This is a genomic window from Alteromonas sp. G5_S2_22_S1 (assembly GCF_054968525.1).
Genome location: NZ_JBQKUJ010000010.1, coordinates 143,516 through 163,415, shown reverse-complemented (window position 1 = coordinate 163,415; position 19,900 = coordinate 143,516). Strand labels below are relative to the sequence as shown.

General features: G+C 46.6%; 18 protein-coding genes and 1 pseudogene. 3 read left to right on the top strand and 16 right to left on the bottom strand.

Annotated elements, in window-relative coordinates; translation table 11 throughout:
• From ACTRWF_RS12475 to ACTRWF_RS12430, 10 genes are all read right to left on the bottom strand, one after another.
• The coding region (locus ACTRWF_RS12475) for a Mur ligase family protein (RefSeq protein ID WP_462835640.1) at positions 1-637 on the bottom strand (637 nt) is incomplete at its 3' end.
• 21 nt (positions 638-658) lie between these two features.
• Positions 659-1,741, bottom strand: a complete 1,083-nt coding sequence (gene mraY / locus ACTRWF_RS12470) for a phospho-N-acetylmuramoyl-pentapeptide-transferase (RefSeq protein ID WP_462835639.1) — start codon at positions 1,739-1,741, stop codon at positions 659-661.
• Positions 1,735-3,144 (bottom strand): UDP-N-acetylmuramoyl-tripeptide--D-alanyl-D-alanine ligase, encoded by a 1,410-nt coding sequence (locus ACTRWF_RS12465; protein ID WP_462835638.1) that lies wholly within the window; start codon positions 3,142-3,144, stop codon positions 1,735-1,737. The genes mraY and ACTRWF_RS12465 overlap by 7 nt, the downstream gene beginning before the upstream one ends.
• On the bottom strand, positions 3,141-4,691 hold the full coding sequence (locus ACTRWF_RS12460) for a UDP-N-acetylmuramoyl-L-alanyl-D-glutamate--2,6-diaminopimelate ligase (RefSeq protein WP_462835637.1): 1,551 nt from the start codon (positions 4,689-4,691) through the stop codon (positions 3,141-3,143). Before ACTRWF_RS12460 ends, ACTRWF_RS12465 begins: the two co-directional genes overlap by 4 nt.
• Positions 4,681-6,453, bottom strand: coding sequence for a penicillin-binding transpeptidase domain-containing protein (locus ACTRWF_RS12455; RefSeq protein ID WP_462835636.1), 1,773 nt, complete (start codon positions 6,451-6,453; stop codon positions 4,681-4,683). The genes ACTRWF_RS12460 and ACTRWF_RS12455 overlap by 11 nt, the downstream gene beginning before the upstream one ends.
• On the bottom strand, positions 6,450-6,785 hold the full coding sequence (gene ftsL / locus ACTRWF_RS12450; RefSeq protein ID WP_012519463.1) for a cell division protein FtsL: 336 nt from the start codon (positions 6,783-6,785) through the stop codon (positions 6,450-6,452). Before ftsL ends, ACTRWF_RS12455 begins: the two co-directional genes overlap by 4 nt.
• Entirely contained in the window at positions 6,782-7,723 is a 942-nt protein-coding gene (rsmH, locus tag ACTRWF_RS12445; RefSeq protein WP_462835635.1) for a 16S rRNA (cytosine(1402)-N(4))-methyltransferase RsmH, read from the bottom strand. Before rsmH ends, ftsL begins: the two co-directional genes overlap by 4 nt.
• Positions 7,720-8,178: a division/cell wall cluster transcriptional repressor MraZ gene (gene mraZ, locus ACTRWF_RS12440; protein WP_012519465.1), complete on the bottom strand. Its 459-nt coding sequence runs from the start codon at positions 8,176-8,178 to the stop codon at positions 7,720-7,722. Before mraZ ends, rsmH begins: the two co-directional genes overlap by 4 nt.
• A gap of 491 nt (positions 8,179-8,669) precedes the next feature.
• Positions 8,670-9,494, bottom strand: coding sequence for a hypothetical protein (locus ACTRWF_RS12435; protein ID WP_287150063.1), 825 nt, complete (start codon positions 9,492-9,494; stop codon positions 8,670-8,672).
• Positions 9,495-9,667: 173 nt separating this feature from the next.
• Positions 9,668-10,438, bottom strand: coding sequence for a SapC family protein (locus ACTRWF_RS12430; RefSeq protein WP_015067833.1), 771 nt, complete (start codon positions 10,436-10,438; stop codon positions 9,668-9,670).
• A 382-nt stretch (positions 10,439-10,820) separates the two neighbouring features.
• Between ACTRWF_RS12430 and ACTRWF_RS12425 the strand changes: the two genes are divergently transcribed.
• Positions 10,821-12,035: a membrane dipeptidase gene (locus ACTRWF_RS12425; RefSeq protein WP_462835634.1), complete on the top strand. Its 1,215-nt coding sequence runs from the start codon at positions 10,821-10,823 to the stop codon at positions 12,033-12,035.
• 73 nt (positions 12,036-12,108) lie between these two features.
• Here the strand turns inward: ACTRWF_RS12425 and ACTRWF_RS12420 are convergent.
• From ACTRWF_RS12420 to ACTRWF_RS12395, 6 genes and pseudogenes are all read right to left on the bottom strand, one after another.
• A pseudogene (locus ACTRWF_RS12420) lies at positions 12,109-15,367 on the bottom strand (efflux RND transporter permease subunit).
• The gene (locus ACTRWF_RS12415; RefSeq protein ID WP_015067835.1) at positions 15,360-15,503 is read right to left on the bottom strand and encodes a hypothetical protein; all 144 of its coding nucleotides are present in this window, start codon (positions 15,501-15,503) and stop codon (positions 15,360-15,362) included. Before ACTRWF_RS12415 ends, ACTRWF_RS12420 begins: the two are co-directional and overlap by 8 nt.
• The gene (locus ACTRWF_RS12410) at positions 15,493-15,936 is read right to left on the bottom strand and encodes a cation transporter (RefSeq protein ID WP_462835633.1); all 444 of its coding nucleotides are present in this window, start codon (positions 15,934-15,936) and stop codon (positions 15,493-15,495) included. Before ACTRWF_RS12410 ends, ACTRWF_RS12415 begins: the two co-directional genes overlap by 11 nt.
• 191 nt (positions 15,937-16,127) lie before the next feature.
• Positions 16,128-16,622, bottom strand: a complete 495-nt coding sequence (locus tag ACTRWF_RS12405) for a hypothetical protein (protein ID WP_462835632.1) — start codon at positions 16,620-16,622, stop codon at positions 16,128-16,130.
• A gap of 145 nt (positions 16,623-16,767) precedes the next feature.
• Positions 16,768-17,808, bottom strand: coding sequence for an alpha/beta hydrolase (locus ACTRWF_RS12400; protein ID WP_015067837.1), 1,041 nt, complete (start codon positions 17,806-17,808; stop codon positions 16,768-16,770).
• An 83-nt stretch (positions 17,809-17,891) separates the two neighbouring features.
• Positions 17,892-18,632: a glutathione peroxidase gene (locus ACTRWF_RS12395; RefSeq protein WP_012519474.1), complete on the bottom strand. Its 741-nt coding sequence runs from the start codon at positions 18,630-18,632 to the stop codon at positions 17,892-17,894.
• Between the two features lie 236 nt (positions 18,633-18,868).
• Between ACTRWF_RS12395 and ACTRWF_RS12390 the strand changes: the two genes are divergently transcribed.
• Both ACTRWF_RS12390 and ACTRWF_RS12385 read left to right on the top strand, forming a co-directional pair.
• The gene (locus tag ACTRWF_RS12390; RefSeq protein ID WP_012519475.1) at positions 18,869-19,564 is read left to right on the top strand and encodes an AAA family ATPase; all 696 of its coding nucleotides are present in this window, start codon (positions 18,869-18,871) and stop codon (positions 19,562-19,564) included.
• Complete coding sequence (locus ACTRWF_RS12385) at positions 19,524-19,853, top strand: hypothetical protein (RefSeq protein ID WP_012519476.1); 330 nt, start codon at positions 19,524-19,526, stop codon at positions 19,851-19,853. The genes ACTRWF_RS12390 and ACTRWF_RS12385 overlap by 41 nt, the downstream gene beginning before the upstream one ends.
• Positions 19,854-19,900: the final 47 nt, after the last annotated feature.

The following is a 19,900-nucleotide window of genomic DNA, read 5'->3' as shown; positions in this document are numbered from 1 at the left end:
TTGCATCAACATAATGCTCAAGGGTGCCGTGGCGGTCTAAGTGATCATCGGAAATATTAAGCACAGTGGCAGCCTCTAGAACTAGGCTTGAGGTTGTTTCAAGTTGAAAGCTCGATAGCTCCATCACCACTACATCTGCGTCGCTTTCAAGGGCTTCAAGTACAGCTCGCCCAACGTTGCCTGCCTCAATGCTCTTTACGCCGCATGCGTTAAGTAGGTGGTTTACCAACAACGTGACCGTGGTTTTACCGTTAGACCCCGTTATACCGACAACGCGTTTCGCCGGTGTGTCGCTCTTAAATGATGTATTCAAACGAGCAAACAGCTCAACGTCACCAATCACTTCAACGCCGCACTGTTTCGCTAATTCCACCTGCTCGATATCTAGCGCCAAACCCGGGCTTAACACCAAGGTATCAACGCCGTCAAAGTAATCGGCGCTAAGAGCGCGACAAGTTACCTTTTCAGCCAGGAATGCTTGCATGCTTGTATCAAGGTTTTCAGGTGCACTAAAGGTAGGCCGCGTATCGAACGCTTTCACGGTTGTCTTGTGTTGCAACAAGAAGCGCACGCAAGCCTGACCTGTGACACCTAGGCCACCGACTACATAACTATGCTCACGTACGTTATACGACATTAATGTGTGTCTCTTTAGCGCTTATCTAAGTTTGAGGGTCGCAAGACCAACCAATACCAAAATGATAGAAATGATCCAAAAGCGCACGATAACGCGCGGTTCTGGCCAGCCCTTTAATTCATAGTGGTGATGAATAGGTGCCATACGGAAAATGCGCTGGCCACGCAATTTGTAAGAGCCCACCTGAAGAATGACCGACAAGGTTTCCATTACAAAAACACCGCCCATAATGATTAACACCAGCTCTTGGCGCACTAATACGGCGAGCACCCCTAAGGTACCGCCTAGCGCTAATGAACCAACATCACCCATAAAGACTTGTGCCGGGTATGTGTTAAACCATAAAAAACCTAAGCCTGCTCCAACCATGGCGGTGCACACAATCACCAGTTCACTGGTAAGCGGAATATGTGGAATGTTGAGGTATTCAGCAAAGTTGGCATTACCTGTTACATAGGCAAAAATAGCAAACGCACCTGCCACCAAGATGGTAGGGACAATCGCTAAGCCGTCTAATCCATCGGTAAGGTTTACCGCATTGCTGGTCCCCACAATGGCAAAGTAAGTGATAATGATGAAGAAGATCCCTAACTGCGGGAACACTTCCTTGAAAAAGGGCACCAATAGCGAGGTTTCAGCACCCATGGTTGCGCTGCTATACAGATAAAAGGCCACGCCTAACGCCACCACCGATTGCCAGAAATACTTCCAGCGGGCGATGAGCCCTTTAGAGTCTTTGCGAATGACTTTTCTGTAGTCGTCAACAAATCCGATAATACCGTAGGCCACCACTACAGTAAGGGTAACCAAAACGTATCGGTTAGTTAGGTCGGCCCACAGCAGACCACTTACTACGATTGCCGCAAGGATCAACAACCCACCCATAGTAGGCGTGCCAGATTTTGACAAATGACTTTGAGGGCCATCGTCACGTACCGTTTGCCCTATTTGCATACGCTGCAAATAACGAATCATCTTAGGGCCAATAAGAATGGCAATAAGCAACGCGGTGAGCGTACTTAAAATTGCGCGAAGGGTAAGGTATGAAAATACGTTAAACCCTGAATCAAATTGTGTCAGCCAGTCGGCTAGCCAAATTAACATGCTATTCGCTCCCGACGGCTATCGTGCTTTCCCAGCGCAGAGGCCTCGACCGCCTCTACCACGCGTTCCATTTTGGAACTGCGTGAACCCTTAACTAAAATTGAAATATCGCGCTGCTGCACTAACAAATCACTCTCCATTGCGGCCAACAAACTTTCAACATCGCTGAAATGACCGCCATTTTCATTAAACACAGCACTGGCTGATTGACTCAAAACACCCATGGTATACAGGTAGTTAATTCCTTTTTGTTTAGCGTATTCCCCCACCTGCTCGTGGTAAAAACGCGCCTTTTCCCCTAACTCTTTCATATCGCCTAGCACAAGAACGCGGATGCCTGAAAAACTACTTAACGTATCAATTGCTGCATTAACTGACGCTACATTGGCGTTGTAAGTATCATCTAATAGCCGAACTTGGTCGGTAAGCTGTTTTACATTTAAACGCCCGCTGACTTGCTGCATGGCAATCAATCCGTCGCGCACGTTTTCAAGGTTTGCGCCTACTTGAAGCGTTAATGCTGCAGCCACTAGGGCATTACCAACGTTGTGAACGCCAGGAATAGTAAGCTGAATAGCGATTTCGCCTTGCGGGCATACTAGGTGGAATGACGCACAGCCATCTAGACCAATGGTGATATCTTCGGCTTGAAAATCTGCGTCGTTTTTCTGCTGCGGGGAAAATGTTAGCGTTTTAGTTTGTTTAAGTTTGCCTTGCCAAAATTCTGCAAACTGGCTGTCGACATTGACAATAGCGACACCGTCTTTGTCTAACCCTTTAAAAATTTCACTTTTGGCGCGCGCTACGCCAAGCAAGCTGCCAAAGCCTTCTAAGTGCGATGCTGCGGCGTTCACAATGGTTGCAACATCCGGCTTCACTAGATTTGTGGTGTAAGCGATTTCGCCTAAGTGATTGGCGCCTAATTCCATCACGGCATATTCATGGTGTGGCTCTAGGCGAAGAAGAGTAAGCGGTACACCAATATCGTTATTAAAGTTACCGTTAGTGGCAAGCACATTGCCTCTGCGCGCTAAAATAGCAGCGCACATCTCTTTTACTGTGGTTTTACCGCTACTGCCGGTAATGGCAATCGTCTTTGGGGCTATATGTTGTTTAACCGCAGCGCCTAATAACCCCAAGGCCTCTTTGGTATCTTCAACTGATATCACAGGTAACGAAGTCGTTACGTTTTCGCTGGCAATAACTGCGCTTGCACCTGCATTTTCGGCTGCTTCAATAAAGTCGTGGCCGTTAAAATTCGGCCCTTTCAGCGCCAAATACACGGCGCCACTTTCAATGGTGCGCGTGTCAGTACTGACGGCCAACACTTGCGTGTCAGCATTACCATTTACTAATTTTCCGTTAACCTTGTCGGCTATCCATGACAGCGTTGTTGTTATCATTTGCTGTACTCCTGTTGCAGTCGCGCCACAACCGCACGTTCGTTATAGTTAGTCTTTTTGTCACCGATAATTTGGTAATCTTCATGGCCTTTTCCGGCCACAATGATGATGTCGCTTTTATCAGCATGCGCTAGGCAATGACGAATAGCTTGCTCTCTGTCAGGAATTGACACCGCAAGGCTACTGTCTTTTAAACCGGTAATAATGTCCTGCGCGATAGATTCAGGGTCTTCGCTACGGCTGTTATCAGTGGTGATAACAATGGCATCAGCGCCAGCTTCAGCAGCCTGCCCCATTAATGGGCGCTTTCCTGTGTCTCTATCACCGCCACAACCAAATACACACCACACTTTTCCAGCGGTATGAAACTTGGCGCTTAGCAGCACCTTTTCCAGTGCGTCAGGGGTGTGGGCGTAGTCCACCACCAAATTGGCAGCACCGGGTACTGGAAACACTTCCATTCGCCCTGGCACAGGGGTGATCGCATTAACCGCTTTTACCACCGCGTCAAAACGCTCACCTTCTGCCAAAAGTGTTCCTATTGCGCTTAGCACATTACTAATATTGAATTTACCGAAAAGCGGTAGGGAAATGGCGGCACTTCCCCACGGGCTCACCAGTTCAAAGCTACATCCACCGGAATGATAAGAAGCATTTGTGGCGAAACAATGGCGACTTTGAGGAGTGTTGTGGGCGCGAAATAACGCACCATCAGCACTTTCATCAATACCCGTCCAAATGCGGGTAATAGCATTGTCAGCAACATTGTCCCATTTATTACTTTCATCATCGTTAGCGTTTAACACCACCGCTTTTAACCCAGGCTGACAAAGCAGTAAGCGCTTAGCCTTACCGTATTCCTCCATCGTGCCGTGATAATCGAGATGATCCCGCGTAAGGTTGGTGAAAACAGCTATATCGGTTTTAACCGTACCAAGTCGCCCCTGAACCAACGCGTGAGAACTAGCCTCAAAGGCGGTATGGCGCACTTCGCTTTGCACAAAGTCTGCCAACAAGTACTGCATACGTATGGCATCTGGTGTGGTGTTGGCCGCAGGCGTGTTCGACCATTGCGTCGCATCGCCTTCAAACACACTGCTGCCTAGGGTACCTATGCTTGCACTACGCGTACCTAACGCGTCTTTAAGCTGCGTAAGCAATTGAACTGTAGAGGTTTTCCCATTTGTTCCAGTAACCGCTACCGTTGTCATCTTTTGTGCGGGATAGTCATAAAAGGCTGCAGCTAATGCAGAGAGCATTTGGGGTAGCTCATAAAGAGAAATGATAACGCTGTGGTCGCGCATTTCCATTTGACCATGAGCTTCACTGTCGTCAGTTTGCGCCAGAATTACACGGGCCCCTAAACTTATTGCCTGAGGGATAAAATCACGACCGTCGCGCTCATGCCCTTTAATGGCTAAAAAAGCTAACCGTGTGTTCACTTCGCGGCTATCTAAAGTAAGGCCTTCAAAACGTATATCCGGTGCGTCTACACCAAACTTGGCCAGCAATGCTTTGGTACTTTGAATAAAGGCACTAACTACCACTTTGACCTCCTTTCAATAAGCGGCTTGAGGTAACTTGCTTATCGTCAGGTGTGACATTTAACATGTGTAATGCGCCGCCCATGATTGACGAAAATACAGGTGCAGCAGTGTCACCCGCATGATACAAGTCGCCACCCGGTTCATTGATAAGCACTATGGTAACTAATCGAGGGTTTGAAACCGGTGCGATCCCCGCAAAAATATTGACGTACTCTTCACCGTATCCCCCGGCCACGGCTTTACGGCTAGTTCCGGTTTTGCCGGCAACACGATAACCGGGTACCGCTGCTTTTGTCGCAGTCCCGCCACGCTGGGTAACGCTTTCCATCATTTGAACAATGGCGTTTGCGTTTTCTTCACTAATAACGCGTTCAGACTGGGCCTGCCAAGACGGTTGTTCCGGCGACTTAATAATATTAAGTGGCGTTTTTATACCGCCGTTCGCGAGGGTTGCATAAAGACGACCTAACTGTGCGGTAGTTACTGAAATGCCGTAGCCAAATGAAAGTGTGGCTAATTCAAATTCAGACCAGCGGCTGCGCTCGTGGAAGATACCGCTGCTCTCGCCTGCCATGTTAAGCCCGGTATCACTCATCAGCCCCATGTTGTAATAATTATCAAGCAAGAAGTGCTTTGGTACCGACAACGCTAGCTTTGACGTTCCCATATTCGAGGAGTGTTGAATAATTTCTTCTAGCGTTAGCTCGCCATAATTACGGGAGTCTTTTACTAGACTGCCGCCTAACCGCATCCAGCCTGGATTAGTATCAACTGAATCCTCAGGTTCTACTTCACCAAACTCAAGCGCGGTTAATACCGCAAGCGGCTTAAGCGATGAACCGGGTTCAAAAGCGTCGGTAATCACTCGATTACGCATGCGATGGGGGCTGATATTACTTCTGTCGTTCGGATTAAATGACGGCGCGTTGACCATGGCCAATACATCGCCGCTTTTAACGTCAATGACAATGGCAGAAGCCGAGCTTGATTGGTAATAAATCATGGCTTCTTTAATTTCTTTGTAGGCTAACGCCTGAATACGCTGGTCGATAGTAAGCTGCAAATCGCCCGCTTTTTCGCCCGACGTGGTTTCTAGAATTTCTACTTGGCGTCCTTTGGCATCACGACGAATTTTGCGAGAGCCCGGCGTACCCGTTAACCACTCGTCGTACATGCGCTCTAAGCCTTCAACGCCCGTATCATCAACATCAGTAACACCAATAAGCTGGGCTGAAACCTCGCCTGTTGGGTAATAACGGCGGCTTTCACGACGAAGGTAAATACCAGGGATATCTAGCTTATCAACGTACTCTGCCATTGCTGGAGACACCTGACGCTGTAAATAAACAAAGCGGCGTTTGGGGTTTGCCACTTTTTCTTTTAGTTCATTTACATCTTGGCGCAGTACATCCGCCAGTGCTTCCCAGCGGCGTTCTTCTTTAAAGCCTTCATTTTCGTGAATAATTTTGGGGTCTGCGTAAATGGCGCGAACAGGAACACTTACTGCTAGTTCTACACCGTTTCTATCGGTTATAAGACCGCGGTAGGTCGGCATATCGCGGGTTCTTAGCGTGCGGTTGTCGCCTTGCTGAATAAGCTCATCTGGCTCGATAACTTGAATGTAAGCAGCGCGGGCTGCAAGTACGCCAAAGACGAACATAATAACCACAAGCACAACCACAAAGCGCCAGTGCACTAGGCTTGGCGTTACATTTTGCTTTGCTCCGGTTTTCTTGCGCTGGCGTGGGCTTGATGAATTCATTTCAATTTCACCACTACTTCATCGTCGGCGGTGGGTCGGTACATTTCTAACTGTTTTTCAACAAGGTTTTCAATGCGGTTATGTTCGGTTAACGCACGCTGCTCTAACACTAGGTTGCGCCACTCAACGTCCAACTCGTCCTTCTCTTGCATTAAGTCTTCAAGGGCTATGACCTGCTGGCGATTGTGGTGACTACTAAGCGTTACGGCCATGGCACTTGTGATAACCATTAAATACAACAAAACCCGCAACTTGTTGCGGGTTAAATCTGAAACAATAATGAGCAATAATTTGAAATTAGTGCTGCCCTTGTCTGGCGTGACTTTGGTCATAACTTCTCTGCCACACGCAATACCGAACTGCGGGAGCGAACATTATTCGCAATCTCCTGTTCAGATGGTTTTATTGCTTTACCCAGGGCTTTTAACACTTTATCGGCGTCAATTTCTGCCTGTGTAATCGGTAGGTTGTGGGGTACGACTTTCCCTTTGCTTTGATCCTTTATAAAACGTTTTACTAAGCGGTCTTCAAGCGAGTGAAATGAGATAACCGCAAGACGCCCTTCTTTCGCCAATACCTGTGTAGCCGCTTTTAGCCCGACGCGCAATTGCTCTAATTCTGCATTGATATAAATACGGATACCTTGGAATGCACGCGTCGCCGGGTGCTTAAACTTATCTTTCACCGGTACGGCTTCATCAATGATTTTTGCAAGCTGTGCAGTACGTGTAATGGGCGTTTCTTGGCGAGTATTTACAATGGCATGGGCGATGCGCTTGCCGAACTTCTCTTCGCCAAACTCTTTAATGACCTGTGTAATGTCTTGTTCTTCTGCGTTAGCTAGCCAGTCTGCCGCACTTTGACCACGCGAGGTGTCCATACGCATATCAAGTGGGCCGTCTCGTAAGAAGCTAAAACCGCGCTCTGCATCATCAAGTTGAGGCGAAGACACACCTAGGTCCATTAACACACCGTCAATATTGCCGGTAAGACCCAGCGCTTCGATTTCTTCAGCCATATCACCAAATGGTGAGTGGATAATGCTAAAGCGCTTGTCATCGGCAAAGCGTTCAGCGGCCTTGATAGCCTGTGGGTCACGGTCAAAGGCAATGAGTCGTCCGTTTTCACCTAGCGCCTCTAAAATATGCGCTGAATGCCCGCCACGTCCAAACGTAGCATCGATATAAATGCCGTCTGGTTTAATCGCCAGCGCGTCAATGCACTCGTCTAGCAATACTGAAATGTGTTTAAATTCGCTAGGCTGCGTCATAGAGAAAAGTCCTGTAATCGTTCGGTAAGTTCAAATTCGCCTTTGCGTTCGGTGTCTATATCAGCTTCAACTTGTTGTGCCCAAATATCGGCATCCCAAATTTCGAATTTGTTTAACTGACCAACTAACATGACTTCTTTTGAGAGTTTTGCGAAACTTCGCAGTGGAGTAGGAACAAGAATACGCCCGCTTTTATCCATCTCACCTTCTGAAGCATAACCTAGTAGCAATCGCTGTAAGCGACGCTCGGCTGGGATCATGCTAGAAAGCTTAGAGAGTTTAAGCTCAATCTCTTCCCATTCGGGAAGTGGGTAAAGTAGCAAACAACTTTGTTGTGTATCGACTGTGCAGACTAGTTGTCCCTGACAATCATCCAGCAGCGACTGACGATACTTCGTCGGTATAGCCAGTCTGCCTTTTGTATCCAGATTGATTGCGTTAGCGCCGCGGAACATTCCCCTAGCCTTTTATTATTTGCTCTTGGTTTTCTTGTTTTTTGAGTACTAATCTGCAAAGTGATGATGATTTGATCCACAATTCGCCACATTTACCCACTGAGATACAGTTTAGGTACCAATGATCCCCACTGTCAAGTAGAAAAAAGGCGTGAAAGCCGCATAAACACTGGGTTTAAACTGGCTTTATATACAGCAGTTTAAGGAAGTGTATGATTAGGCGCGTAAAAAAGATTAAAAAATATTCAGGTGAGCAAAAATAAAGGTGTCATTAATCGATGAACTGCTGTTTTTGACTGTAAATAAGCGGCGAGATCTCACGATTATGTTTAACGCTGTTTTCAGCGGTATCGCACGTATGCTGAGTCGTAATTCAAACAGCTGCGCCACATCAGCACGTTAAAAAACGAGTGAGTTAACACGACTAGTGCTAACTCACTGCATTTACATCAACGCGTGCTAACGCATAGCGATGATAAAGGTGTCCTAACTTAGAAACGGTATGATGCTGAAAGTGAAGCAACGTCACTGCTTTCTTCCCCATCAATATCCGTTTCATAGCTTGCTGATATTGAAAACTGTTCATTAACCCAATAATCGAGTGCTACTCCAACAGCCTTCTCATTTACAAAGCCGTCTGGCGCATCTGAATAGGTGAACAAGCCAGCAACACTGAAACCTTTATTGAAGAAGTAACGAGCTGAGCCATAAAAAACGTCATTACTTTCAGCTATATACTCGGCCATAAAGTCCCAGCCTTTACCACCCTTTCCAACAGTTGTGTAACGAGTAAAAATTAATGCAGAAGATTCGTTACCGCTAGCTTCAAACACGTCATCTTCGAAGACATATTCAGTGCTGAAGTGCTGATAAGTCAAACCTGCGCCAACTTGCCACTCACGTGATAAGTTGTAACCCAGCTTAGCATTTATGTCGGTGCTATCAGATTCGCCATAGCCATTGTTCCATTTCCTATGAACCCCTTCGATTGCTAACATTAAGTTTTCATCGATGTAAAACGTCGCTCCAAGATTAAAAAAGTCGGCACCATCTAAATTGGCGTAACCACCAGATAAACTCGATACACGCTGAAGATAAGGGTTTATAAGGTAAGCGCCGCTGTTTCCGCTAACTTCTTCCAGGTAGCGCACATACCTTGCACCGTAGAGGTTGTCATCGAATCCTTCAGGATCGACAGCGGTAACCTGTACTTCGTTTTGCGTAGCTGCATGTGCTGCTGAAACTGTAAATACCGAAGCCGTAATAATTGATAGTGCGGTTAGCGTTGTTGAAAGTTTATTAGATTTGATGTTCATGTCTTTTGTCCTTAAAAAATGTGTTGGGAACAACGTGTAATAACACTACGCATAAGATAAGACATTAAAACTTAACGGATTCTGAACGAAACGTGACGAAGTCTGAACGTGAATTTTAGGTACAAAAAAACCCGCAACTTTGCGGGCTTTTGAACTTCAAAATGAGGGAGCGATTACGCGTTTGGCGCCGCTTCAGGTGCTGCTTCTTCTGCTTTAACCGCTGAAAGCTGCATGTTGCGAATTGGATTATCTGTATCGTTAGAAAGCTCAACAAGGCGGTTTAGCTGACCAACAGACATCATTACTGCATAAATAGCACCTAGGAAGCCTTGTTTATGTAGCTCAAGTACTTGCTCTTCAGGTAGCTCAAGAAGTTTCTTCTCGTTGATGCTCATCATGCCGGTAACATTGCGCTGCTTACCGTCTTGGTAAGTAAGGCGAATTTGAATTGGATCAAGAAGGTCCAGTTCAACGACTTTCGCAACAAAACGCTGAGTTAGCATTTCGCTGTTTGCAAGGTCTGCTAGGAATTTCTGACGGTTATCTAGGAATTCACTTGCTTCGCCAGCTTCTGTAAATAGCGCTTGGCCTTCATCAGAAATAAGATCAGAGTTTTCGTCGATGTAAACACCAAGCTTGTCACCGTCAGGACGTACGTCGAACGGGTAGCGAAGGATGTTCATTGGAACGTGAGGACCTTTCCAGCTGTCGCCAGTTAGGAAAAGGTTTTGACCCTGTTCCATACCAAGCATAGTAACTACGTGGTGGCGCTTAGCATTCGTGTCTTCAATGAAAACAAGCGGCATAGTTGCTGCTAGTTGTGCGAACTCACGGATTGTTGCTGCTGCAAGGTGTGTATTTTTAGCAAAACTGAAAGAAGTGTTTACCGCAACCTTTAGGTCTTTATGCTTTTCTTTATCTAGCGGTACAAAGTTAATAGCCATATTTATTTCTCATACTTGTTAGCTGTGGCCCCGGCTTAATTATGTGAGAAGAGCGGGTGCCACTAAAAAATTACGTCGGCCGCGCTGATGTATATTATCCATCGATAGTTGGCGGAGCGCTTGGGAGTATCCCGTATTCGCGCAATGAAGTCACGCAGTCTTCACCATAACAAGTTTTAAATTTTTATTGCAATGTAAACTTTAAGTGAATGAGCCCAAGCGCTCTAAAAACGAGCAATTCCGACGAATTTGAAGAATTACGCGAGCAATGAAGGGGAAAGGAAAGCCTATTGTCGCGGTATGAATTATCCTTTAGTCTCTAGTTGCTATTCATTTTAGGGGCTGATGGCCTAAGCGATTAAAAACAAAATAAGGATTTTCTATGAAGGGGCGCTTCCCACTTTCATCTTGCGCATTAGTTATCTCTGCGCTTTTTGCTTCACACACCGCACTGGCAGAAACACCGACCTACTCTGCCTCTGAACGAGCGGTAAATATCGCGAAGGAAACCATTATCGTAGATGGTCATATTGACGTACCTTACCGCGTTAAAGAAAAATGGGTGGATGTAACCAACGCAACTGAAGACGGCGATTTTGACTACCCGCGTGCCGTTGCGGGCGGTTTAAACGCCCCTTTTATGAGTATCTACGTACCAGCAAGCTTAGATAACTCTCCAGAGTCTACACAGCTCGCTCATGAACTTATCGACTCAGTAGAAGCGATTGTTGCGCGAGCGCCTGATAAATTTGCCATTGCCAAAAGCCCTTCTGACGTAAAAGCGCAGTTTGAAAAAGGCCTCATTTCGTTGCCAATGGGCATGGAGAACGGCTCACCTATTCAAGGTGATTTAGCAAACTTAAATGCCTTTTACGAGCGCGGCATACGCTACATTACTCTTGCTCACAGCCAGGCTAATCACATTTCAGATTCCTCTTATGACCTGCGTAGAAAGTGGAAAGGACTGAGCCCATTTGGCAAAGCGCTAGTGGGAGAAATGAATAACATCGGCATTATGTTAGATATTTCTCATGTGTCTGACGATGCCTTTTACCAAGTCATTGAGCTAACAAAAGCGCCGGTTATTGCGTCGCATTCATCGCTTCGCCGTTTTACCCCGGGTTTCGAGCGCAATATGAACGACGACATGATTAAAAAGCTAGGTGAGAATGGCGGCGTTATCATGATTAACTTTGGCTCTAGCTTTGTATCAAAAGAGGCCGGTGAATGGCGAAGAGGCCTATCAGCTGCCCGTAAAGCGTTGATTGAAAAAGAAGGGGAAGATAGCCCTAAACTTGAGAACTTTGAAAAAGCCTACCGTAAGGAAGTACCTTATCCTTACTCCACGTTAGATGAAGTGCTTGGCCACATTGACCACGTTGTAAAGCTAATAGGTGTTGAGCACGTGGGCATTGGGTCTGACTACGACGGCGTGGGCGACTCGCTGCCAATTGGGCTTAAAGACGTGGCGAGCTTTCCAAACTTAGTTCAAGGGTTGCTGGATAGAGGCTACAGCCGTACTGATATTGAAAAAATATTAAGCGGAAACCTTCTGCGCGTATGGCAGCAGGTGGAAGACTATGCGGCAGCGCACTAACACCTTTTCAGCCCCCTGCTATAAATAGCAATTTAACCAAAGGGAAGCCATAAGCGCTTCCCTTTGCATTTATTTAGCGCTTTCTACCGCGGGTTATGCTTAAGTAAAACACGCATGGTAATACCAAAAGCGTTAACACCAACGCACTTGCCATACCGCCCACCATTGGCGCTGCAATACGCTGCATTACTTCACTACCGGTGCCCGATGCGTAAACAACCGGTAACAGACCCGCAATAATAGACAAAGACGTCATCATGACAGGACGAAGTCTTGCCGACGCAGCGTGTACGATTGCACTTCTGACCACGCAGTCTCTATGCGCTAGGGATGCATCGATTGCTCTATCATTATCGCGACCAGTTTCAGTATCGCCGTTAGCGTCATTTCGACTATTCGACATAATGCCTTCCTCATGCTTAGCGAGGGCATCTTCAACATATTGTTTTAAATAGACCAACATAATTACCCCAATCTCTACCGCAACGCCTGCTAGCGCAATAAATCCAACGCCCACGGCTACCGACAGATTAAAATCAAGGAAGTACAGCAGCCAGACGCTACCCACAAGGGCTAGAGGGAGGGTTGCTAATATGAGTGCCACGTCGCGCAAACGTTTAAAGGCTAAGTATAATAGCAAGCAAATAATGGCTAGCGTTGCTGGAATAACCAGTGATAACTTGGCTTTCGCCCGTTCTAAATAAGCAAACTGGCCCGCCCAGGAAATGGAGTAGCCCGGCGGCAATTTAAGGTGTTTCTGCAAATGCGCTTTAGCCTGCTCAACATACCCCCCTAAATCTATACCTGTGGCTGAGTCAGAAGCAATATCAATATAAACCCACCCGTTTAGACGCGCATTCTCGCTTTTAATTGCGGCAGGGCCATCTGCTATTCGAACCTTGGCAATATCCCCTAACGTAATATGAGCGCCACTCGGTGTTACAAAGGGCATTGACGACAAGGATTCAGGTGTATCGCGATAGTGCTGCAAAAATCGCATGCTAACGGGAAAGCGCTCGCGCCCTTCTACAGACTGAGTTACCACTTTTGTACCTACAGCGCTGGCCAGAATACTGTGGACATCATCAATGCTAAGACCATAGCGCGCCGCTAATTGGCGGTCGATATCAATATTAACGTAGCGACCGCCCACCACCCGCTCTGCGTATACCGAAGCGGTGTTAGGTACGTCCTTTAGCTGCATTTCAATATCTTTACCTATGGCTTCAATTCCCGCCAAATCAGGCCCGGCGATTTTAATCCCCACCGGGGTTTTAATTCCTGTCGCCAACATATCGATTCGGGTTTTGATAGGCATGACCCATGCATTAGTGAGCCCGGGGAACTGTACCAGTGCATTAAGCGCTTCTTTAAGTTTCTCTGTTGTCATGCCGTCTCTCCATTCAGCTTTCGGCTTTAACTGAATAAAGGTCTCAATCATAGTGAGTGGCGCTGGGTCAGTAGCGGTATCCGCTCGCCCTACCTTTCCAAATACGCTTTCCACTTCGGGTAACGTTGCTATGAGCTTGTCTGTTTGCTGTAAAACTTCTCTGGCTTTACCCACCGAAATTCCCGGGTACGTGGTGGGCATGTACATCAGGTCACCTTCATCTAATTCAGGCATAAATTCACTCCCTAAATGACTTAGTGGCCAATACATTGAAACCAGCAGGCATATAGCGCCCGCAACAGTAGCTAGCGGATAATGAAGCAGGCGCATTAACACCGGCTTATAGAGGTTGCTTAACGTACGATTGACCGGATTTTCCGCTTCTGAACGTATCTTACCCCGGACAAAGTAACCCGCCAGTACGGGCACTAGCGTTACTGCTAGCGCTGCCGCCGCTGCCATGGCATAAGTCTTGGTGAATGCAAGGGGGGGCAAATAGTCGCCCTTCTTGTGCTTCTAACGCAAAGACAGGAATAAACGACACCGTAATAATAAGCAGCGAAAAGAACAGCGCAGGCCCAACTTCTGATGTTGACTTTATGACTAACTCCCACCGTTTCGCTGCGCTAAGCGGCATTGGCTTTAGCGACTTTTGTTTACTTGAAATTGCGTGTTGATGAATATGTTTATGCAGGTTTTCAACGACTACGATGGCCCCATCCACCATAGCGCCTATCGCAATAGCAATTCCCCCCAGCGACATAATGTTGGCGTTAAGCCCCTGTAGTTTCATTACGATAAACGCGGCGAGTATGCCAATAGGTAAGCTTATTAGCGCTACAACAGACGAGCGCAAATGGAATAAAAAGAGGGCACAAACCGCGCCAACTACCAGCAGCTCCTCCATTAGCTTATTCGAGAGCGTTTCTACCGATTTATCGATAAGCGTGGAGCGGTCGTACACAGGGACAATATTAACGCCCTCTGGCAAGCCTGCCTTTAATGCCTCGAGCTTCGTTTTTATGGCGTCGATAGTGGCTTTCGCGTTTTCGCCATAACGCATAACGATAATACCGCCCACAGTTTCGCCCCGACCATTAAGTTCCGCCCCCCCCCTTCGCATTAAAGGGCTTTCGACCACGTGGGCAACATCGTTAATGGTTATACTCACACCATCTTTGATAACCCCAGTAGGCAGCCGTTTAATATCGTTTATGCTTTGAATATAACTTTGCGCAGTAACCATGTATTCCGCTTCGGCCATTTCAACGACCGACGCGCCCGTCGCGCGATTGCCTCGCGCTAGCGCAAGTTCAATCATAGAAGGCATAATGTTATAAGCGCGCAATTTTTCCGGGTCGACAATAACCTGGTATTGCTTCACCATGCCGCCCACCGAGGCAACTTCTGACACACCTTGTACAGACTGCAGTTCAAACTTTAAGAACCAGTCTTGCAGTGCTCTTAACTCCCCGGCATCCAGTGCGTTAGGCTGACTAGTGTCATTTTCTAAGGCATAGATATACACCCAACCTACGCCCGTCGCATCAGGCCCTAGCTGCGGCGTTACACCCGGCGGAAGTTGAGATGACGCTTGGCTTAAGTACTCTAAAACGCGACTTCTCGCCCAGTACATGTCCGTATCGTCATCGAAAATGACGTAAACGTAAGCATCACCAAAAAAAGAATAACCACGAACTGTCTGAACGCCGGGTACGGACATGAGCGCAGACGTAAGCGGAAATGTCACTTGATCTTCCACTACCTGTGGCGACTGCCCCGGGTAGCTTACCTTAACAATAACTTGAACATCTGACAGATCAGGTATGGCATCGACCGGGGTGTTTTTTACTGCCCATACCCCAGCAATGCTCAGCACAATCGCGCTTAGCAGCACCATAATGCGGTTATTTACCGACCAGCGAATGACTGACTCAATCATGGTGCATGTGCTCTTTGTGATTCATTGCCTTGGTGTCGCTATTGCCCTCGCGTTGTGGGCCACTTTCACTGTTATGGCCGCTTGTTGCGTCATGCTCACCGTGACGCATTTCATGGGGTATGGTTTCACTTGGCATAGCTGCCGACTTTGCTCGCCATCACCTGATATTTTTTTTGGCTATAGTGGTTTTCATCACCGCGGGGAAGCTGTTGTTTAAACCCTACTTTAATTTGACTCATGGGCTCTTGGTCAATTGCAAACCCATCTGTAGGTAAGTTTTGCATCGATACAGACATTTGCGGGTTAGACCAATAAGACGCTGCATCTGCGTCTGCTTTAAACCCTTGCTCACGATAGGCATTCCCTTTTAGCAAGGGGTCGTGTGGAATGGCCAACTGAACCGCTTGCTCTAAACTAAAGGTATCGGCCGTGGCTATCTTAGAAAACCCTATCGAACACAGACACACTAATAGCGACAAAAGCAGCGTATATTGAGCGTACAGGCCCCGTAGTTGAGAACATGTGCCAAAAACCAGATGGACTTTTGGGGTTACCAATAAATTACTCATGTGAATATTACTTTTCAGGTGCAATGCGCGTTGTGAAAGCCAACTTTTAAGCGTTATAAATATAAGCTTCTTTAATAGCGAAGGGCCAAGACACTAAAAGCGCATTACATAGACAAACAGTGTTTGCGAAGGCCTTTCACCCATGTCACTTCACTAGTGTTTCGGGCAAGGGTCGCAAACGCGAGATAGATCTATGCTGCGAAAAGGGTTTTAGGTGGGCGAAACTGCCCGAAATGAAGAGTTTTGTATTGCTGCGAAACAAACGACAAGGCAGCCGTTCTGTTGACCGTTACTTCAGCTTCCATGAGCGGCTGTAACAGTGCTGTAGCGCTAAAGTTGTAACAGTGATCAGTGGGACACTGACACTCGTCATTACAACAAGACATATCAGCATTTTGTGCCATGGTTGCTTCTTCCAACGAGGCATCCAATTTCTGCTCCTTTGCTATTTCGCGCATTAGCATACCCTGATGCTGACAATGCGGTGCATCGGCCTCGTGTTGAGAAAGGTCCGAAGGTACAGGCTTCATTGCCATTTCTGACATTGAAAAGTTTTGATTATGCAAATGAGATGACGTTTCAAAAGATACAGCATTCCCTGACGACACAAGGGACATCATTAAAAAGAGCATAAAAGCGGCCAAACTCACGCGTTTTTGACCTTGTTGCCTAGGTTTTATGGGCATAAAACTGTGCTGTACCTTTTTAGGTTTACCTGCTTTCAGTAATACCACTTTACAAGAGGGTGGCTATAGTTGCTATTTGCAGCTTAAATAATAGCGCGTTAAAAGGCCCCGGTAAACTCTGTGCGCAGGGCCCGTTCGTCTTATTTTAAAACTGATTCAAGTAATCGGTTAGCATAAAGCGCATAGTAGAAAACAATGGGTTTGCTTTAGGCACCGCGCATTCTTCTTGCTGGTTAACCATGTTAGCATTGAAATTCATGTCGTTCAGTAAAGTGGAATTAACGACTAAGTCAGCATGGCACAGTGAATAAGACTCATCAATAACGAAAAACGTATTCGGCCCTTTGCTAGCATCCATCAACCCTTCAACACCCGCAATAGGCGTAGTGACATCGGCTTGAGAATGGGCTGCAAATAAGGGCACCTCAATATTGTTACCTTCTTCTATCTTTTCGCGAATTGTATTAATTAAATCCATTAGCTCTAGCCCGGCGAACCCTGCTACGTTAGGATATTTGTAAGGGTTTGGCCCATGTGTCACGTAGCTTCCGTCTATCATTTTAGCTAATAGCTTAATACCCCAAATACGCGACATGCCTTCAGCGTTATCGGATAGTGCAAGAGCCCCTGAAAACAACATTAAGCCGTCTATGTTATCGGCCCCGTCCAAATAGTGTTCTACTGCAAGCGCGCCACCCGTAGAGAACCCTCCTACAATGAGTGTGTCACCCATGCTGTCAGCTAATGTTATGATTTCATCAACATGACTCTGCCAACGTTCAGCCAAATCCCAGTCAGACATGTCGTCATCCGCGTCACGCTTGCCGTGGCCGGGTAGTAACGGCACCACAACGGTAAAACCTTGTTCGAATAAGATATTTGCTATTTCACGCATGAAAAAGGGAGAGTCGCTTAGCCCGTGAATTAACACAGCGACCTTGTCACTTGCGCTGTTGGTAAGCATAAAAGGCCCGTTGCCTTCATTGCGCAACACATTGCTACACACAGAAAAACGGTTAAGCGCGGTTTCCCTACAAGGCTGGGTTTGCCCCCACTCTTTTTCGTAAAAAGCTTTAAACTGCGCCTGCGACTCTTTTATTTTACTATTTTGGGCCAGCGCATTATTGGCACTAGCTAGCGCAATACAACACGCAAGCATTTTTACAAAAGACTTCAACGACACCATTTTTCTCCGCTATGGAATTTCAATAAAAAACGGGAGCATATTAACATGCTCCCGTTTTTGTGACGATTAAAACACAAGTTGGGTTAGCTAAAGTAAGCCTCTAGGTCGTCAGAGCCACCAATATGCTTCCCACCAATAAATACCTGAGGCACGGTTTCACGGCCACTAATAGCCGTTAGGCTTGTGAGTGACGCACCTTTACCCAGCACAATTTCTTCGTACTCATAGCCTTTTTCATCAAGCAAGGCTTTGGCTTTTGCGCAGAACGGGCAACTGGGTTTAGTTAAAATTGAAACCGGTGGATTGTTTTGCTCTTCTGGGGCGATATAAGCCAACATAGTATCGGCATCCGACACTTCAAAGGGGTCGCCAGCAACGTCTGGTTCGATAAACATTTTGTCTACCACACCGTCTTTCACCAGCATAGAATAACGCCAGCTTCGTTTTCCAAAGCCTAAATCGGCCTTATCCACCAGCATTCCCATACCGTCAGTAAACTCGCCATTACCATCGGGGATAACCGTAATGTTATCAGCCTCTTGATCAGCAGCCCACGCATTCATTACAAACGTATCGTTTACCGACATACACACGATGTCATCAATACCGTGTTTGGCAAACTTTTTCGCCAGCGCGTTGTAGCGAGGTAAATGCGTAGAAGAACAGGTTGGCGTAAACGCGCCAGGAAGTGAGAACACTACAACATTTTTGCCAGAAAATAGCGCTTCTGTCGTTTTCGTTACCCACGCATCGCCTTCTCGACACTGAAATGAAACACTCGGGATTTTTTGGCCTTCTTTTGAAGTAAAGCGACTCTCTGACATAACAACCTCTCGTTAGAAATAGTAATTGTAAACTTTCTATAGGCTTAGAAGCCTAGAATGAGTTAGAGCACAAATCAATAGGTATCGCCCTACATTCGTTAATATCGATTTTGATGCTGAAGTTAACGCCTTCCCTGCCTATGCTTCGATTCGAAGGTAAGTACGTTTGCAAGCGTAATTACGGACTATTGGTAGCGCAAATTTTTAATGTAAAGCGACATTCGAGGGTTATCACCATGATTATTCTAGTTGGTGGAGAAAAAGGCGGCAGCGGTAAAAGTTGCTTGGCACAAAACATTGCAGTATATCTTCGCACCGAAAAAGGTGCCAAGGTATTAATGGTGGACTGCGATCCTCAACGGACCACCTCAGACTGGATTCAGGAGCGCAAAGCCAACCCTCGCCTTGCAGAAATTAACTGTGTCCAACTTTATGGAAAAATTCGCAACGAATTACTAAGTCTGCGTCAGCACTATGATTACGTAGTCATCGACTGTGGTGGGCAAGATAACTTGGCCCTGCGCTCGTCGATGGCTGTTGCTGACCATATCCTCATCCCCTTAAGGCCGAAAAGACGGGACTTGAAAACGGTACCGCACATGGAAGACATATTATCTACCTGTAAAATGGTAAACCCTAAAATGAACGCGGCGTTTGTGATCACCCAGTGCCCCTCTTTACCAAGTCTAGCTAGCCGCATTTTGGAGGCAAAAGAAGTCTGCCGCTCATTTGGCATTCCGGTATTAAACGCGGTAACGTTTAGCCGCAACATGTACGACGATTCTGAAGAATCGGGACAGTCGGTGATAGAGAGCGAACCTGAAGGCAAAGCAGCAACCGAAATCAGAACATTATTTGAAGAGCTATTGGCTGGCAAAATGGAGGATGCTTATGAGTTTGCTCAACCTAAAAAAGTCGAAGCCATTAGCTAAGCCCAACCTTCGTACGGTTGAAGACTTTATCGATGACGCCTTACTTTACGCACAGGGTAAAGTGGATTTCGCTAGCAAGCAGTCAACGGAAGAAAACAGTAAAGCCACGGCAGCAAATTGTGTTGTGCCGCTTAAAAAGCCAGACAAAGTACAAGGTATGCGTCACGCTACCTTTACTTTGACACCACAATGTATTGATATGCTTGCCGAGTTAGCCGCTAGGACAGGAAAAGCAAAGTCTGCATTGATTCGGGAGTGGATTAACGAACAGCACCAAAAATTAGACTAAAGTATAGATCCATGTACGTATTTTTTTCGTTTTATCCTCCATTATTA

Bases quoted from the DNA above. Each gene is read 5' to 3' on its own strand.
- mraY (WP_462835639.1), bottom strand. From the start codon at position 1,741: ATGTTAATTTGGCTAGCCGACTGGCTGACACAATTTGATTCAGGGTTT.
- ACTRWF_RS12465 (WP_462835638.1), bottom strand. From the start codon at position 3,144: ATGATAACAACAACGCTGTCATGGATAGCCGACAAGGTTAACGGAAAA.
- ACTRWF_RS12455 (WP_462835636.1), bottom strand. From the start codon at position 6,453: ATGAATTCATCAAGCCCACGCCAGCGCAAGAAAACCGGAGCAAAGCAA.
- ftsL (WP_012519463.1), bottom strand. From the start codon at position 6,785: ATGACCAAAGTCACGCCAGACAAGGGCAGCACTAATTTCAAATTATTG.
- rsmH (WP_462835635.1), bottom strand. From the start codon at position 7,723: ATGACGCAGCCTAGCGAATTTAAACACATTTCAGTATTGCTAGACGAG.
- mraZ (WP_012519465.1), bottom strand. From the start codon at position 8,178: ATGTTCCGCGGCGCTAACGCAATCAATCTGGATACAAAAGGCAGACTG.
- ACTRWF_RS12435 (WP_287150063.1), bottom strand. From the start codon at position 9,494: ATGAACATCAAATCTAATAAACTTTCAACAACGCTAACCGCACTATCA.
- ACTRWF_RS12430 (WP_015067833.1), bottom strand. From the start codon at position 10,438: ATGGCTATTAACTTTGTACCGCTAGATAAAGAAAAGCATAAAGACCTA.
- ACTRWF_RS12425 (WP_462835634.1), top strand. From the start codon at position 10,821: ATGAAGGGGCGCTTCCCACTTTCATCTTGCGCATTAGTTATCTCTGCG.
- ACTRWF_RS12415 (WP_015067835.1), bottom strand. From the start codon at position 15,503: ATGCCAAGTGAAACCATACCCCATGAAATGCGTCACGGTGAGCATGAC.
- ACTRWF_RS12410 (WP_462835633.1), bottom strand. From the start codon at position 15,936: ATGAGTAATTTATTGGTAACCCCAAAAGTCCATCTGGTTTTTGGCACA.
- ACTRWF_RS12405 (WP_462835632.1), bottom strand. From the start codon at position 16,622: ATGCCCATAAAACCTAGGCAACAAGGTCAAAAACGCGTGAGTTTGGCC.
- ACTRWF_RS12400 (WP_015067837.1), bottom strand. From the start codon at position 17,808: ATGGTGTCGTTGAAGTCTTTTGTAAAAATGCTTGCGTGTTGTATTGCG.
- ACTRWF_RS12395 (WP_012519474.1), bottom strand. From the start codon at position 18,632: ATGTCAGAGAGTCGCTTTACTTCAAAAGAAGGCCAAAAAATCCCGAGT.
- ACTRWF_RS12390 (WP_012519475.1), top strand. From the start codon at position 18,869: ATGATTATTCTAGTTGGTGGAGAAAAAGGCGGCAGCGGTAAAAGTTGC.
- ACTRWF_RS12385 (WP_012519476.1), top strand. From the start codon at position 19,524: ATGAGTTTGCTCAACCTAAAAAAGTCGAAGCCATTAGCTAAGCCCAAC.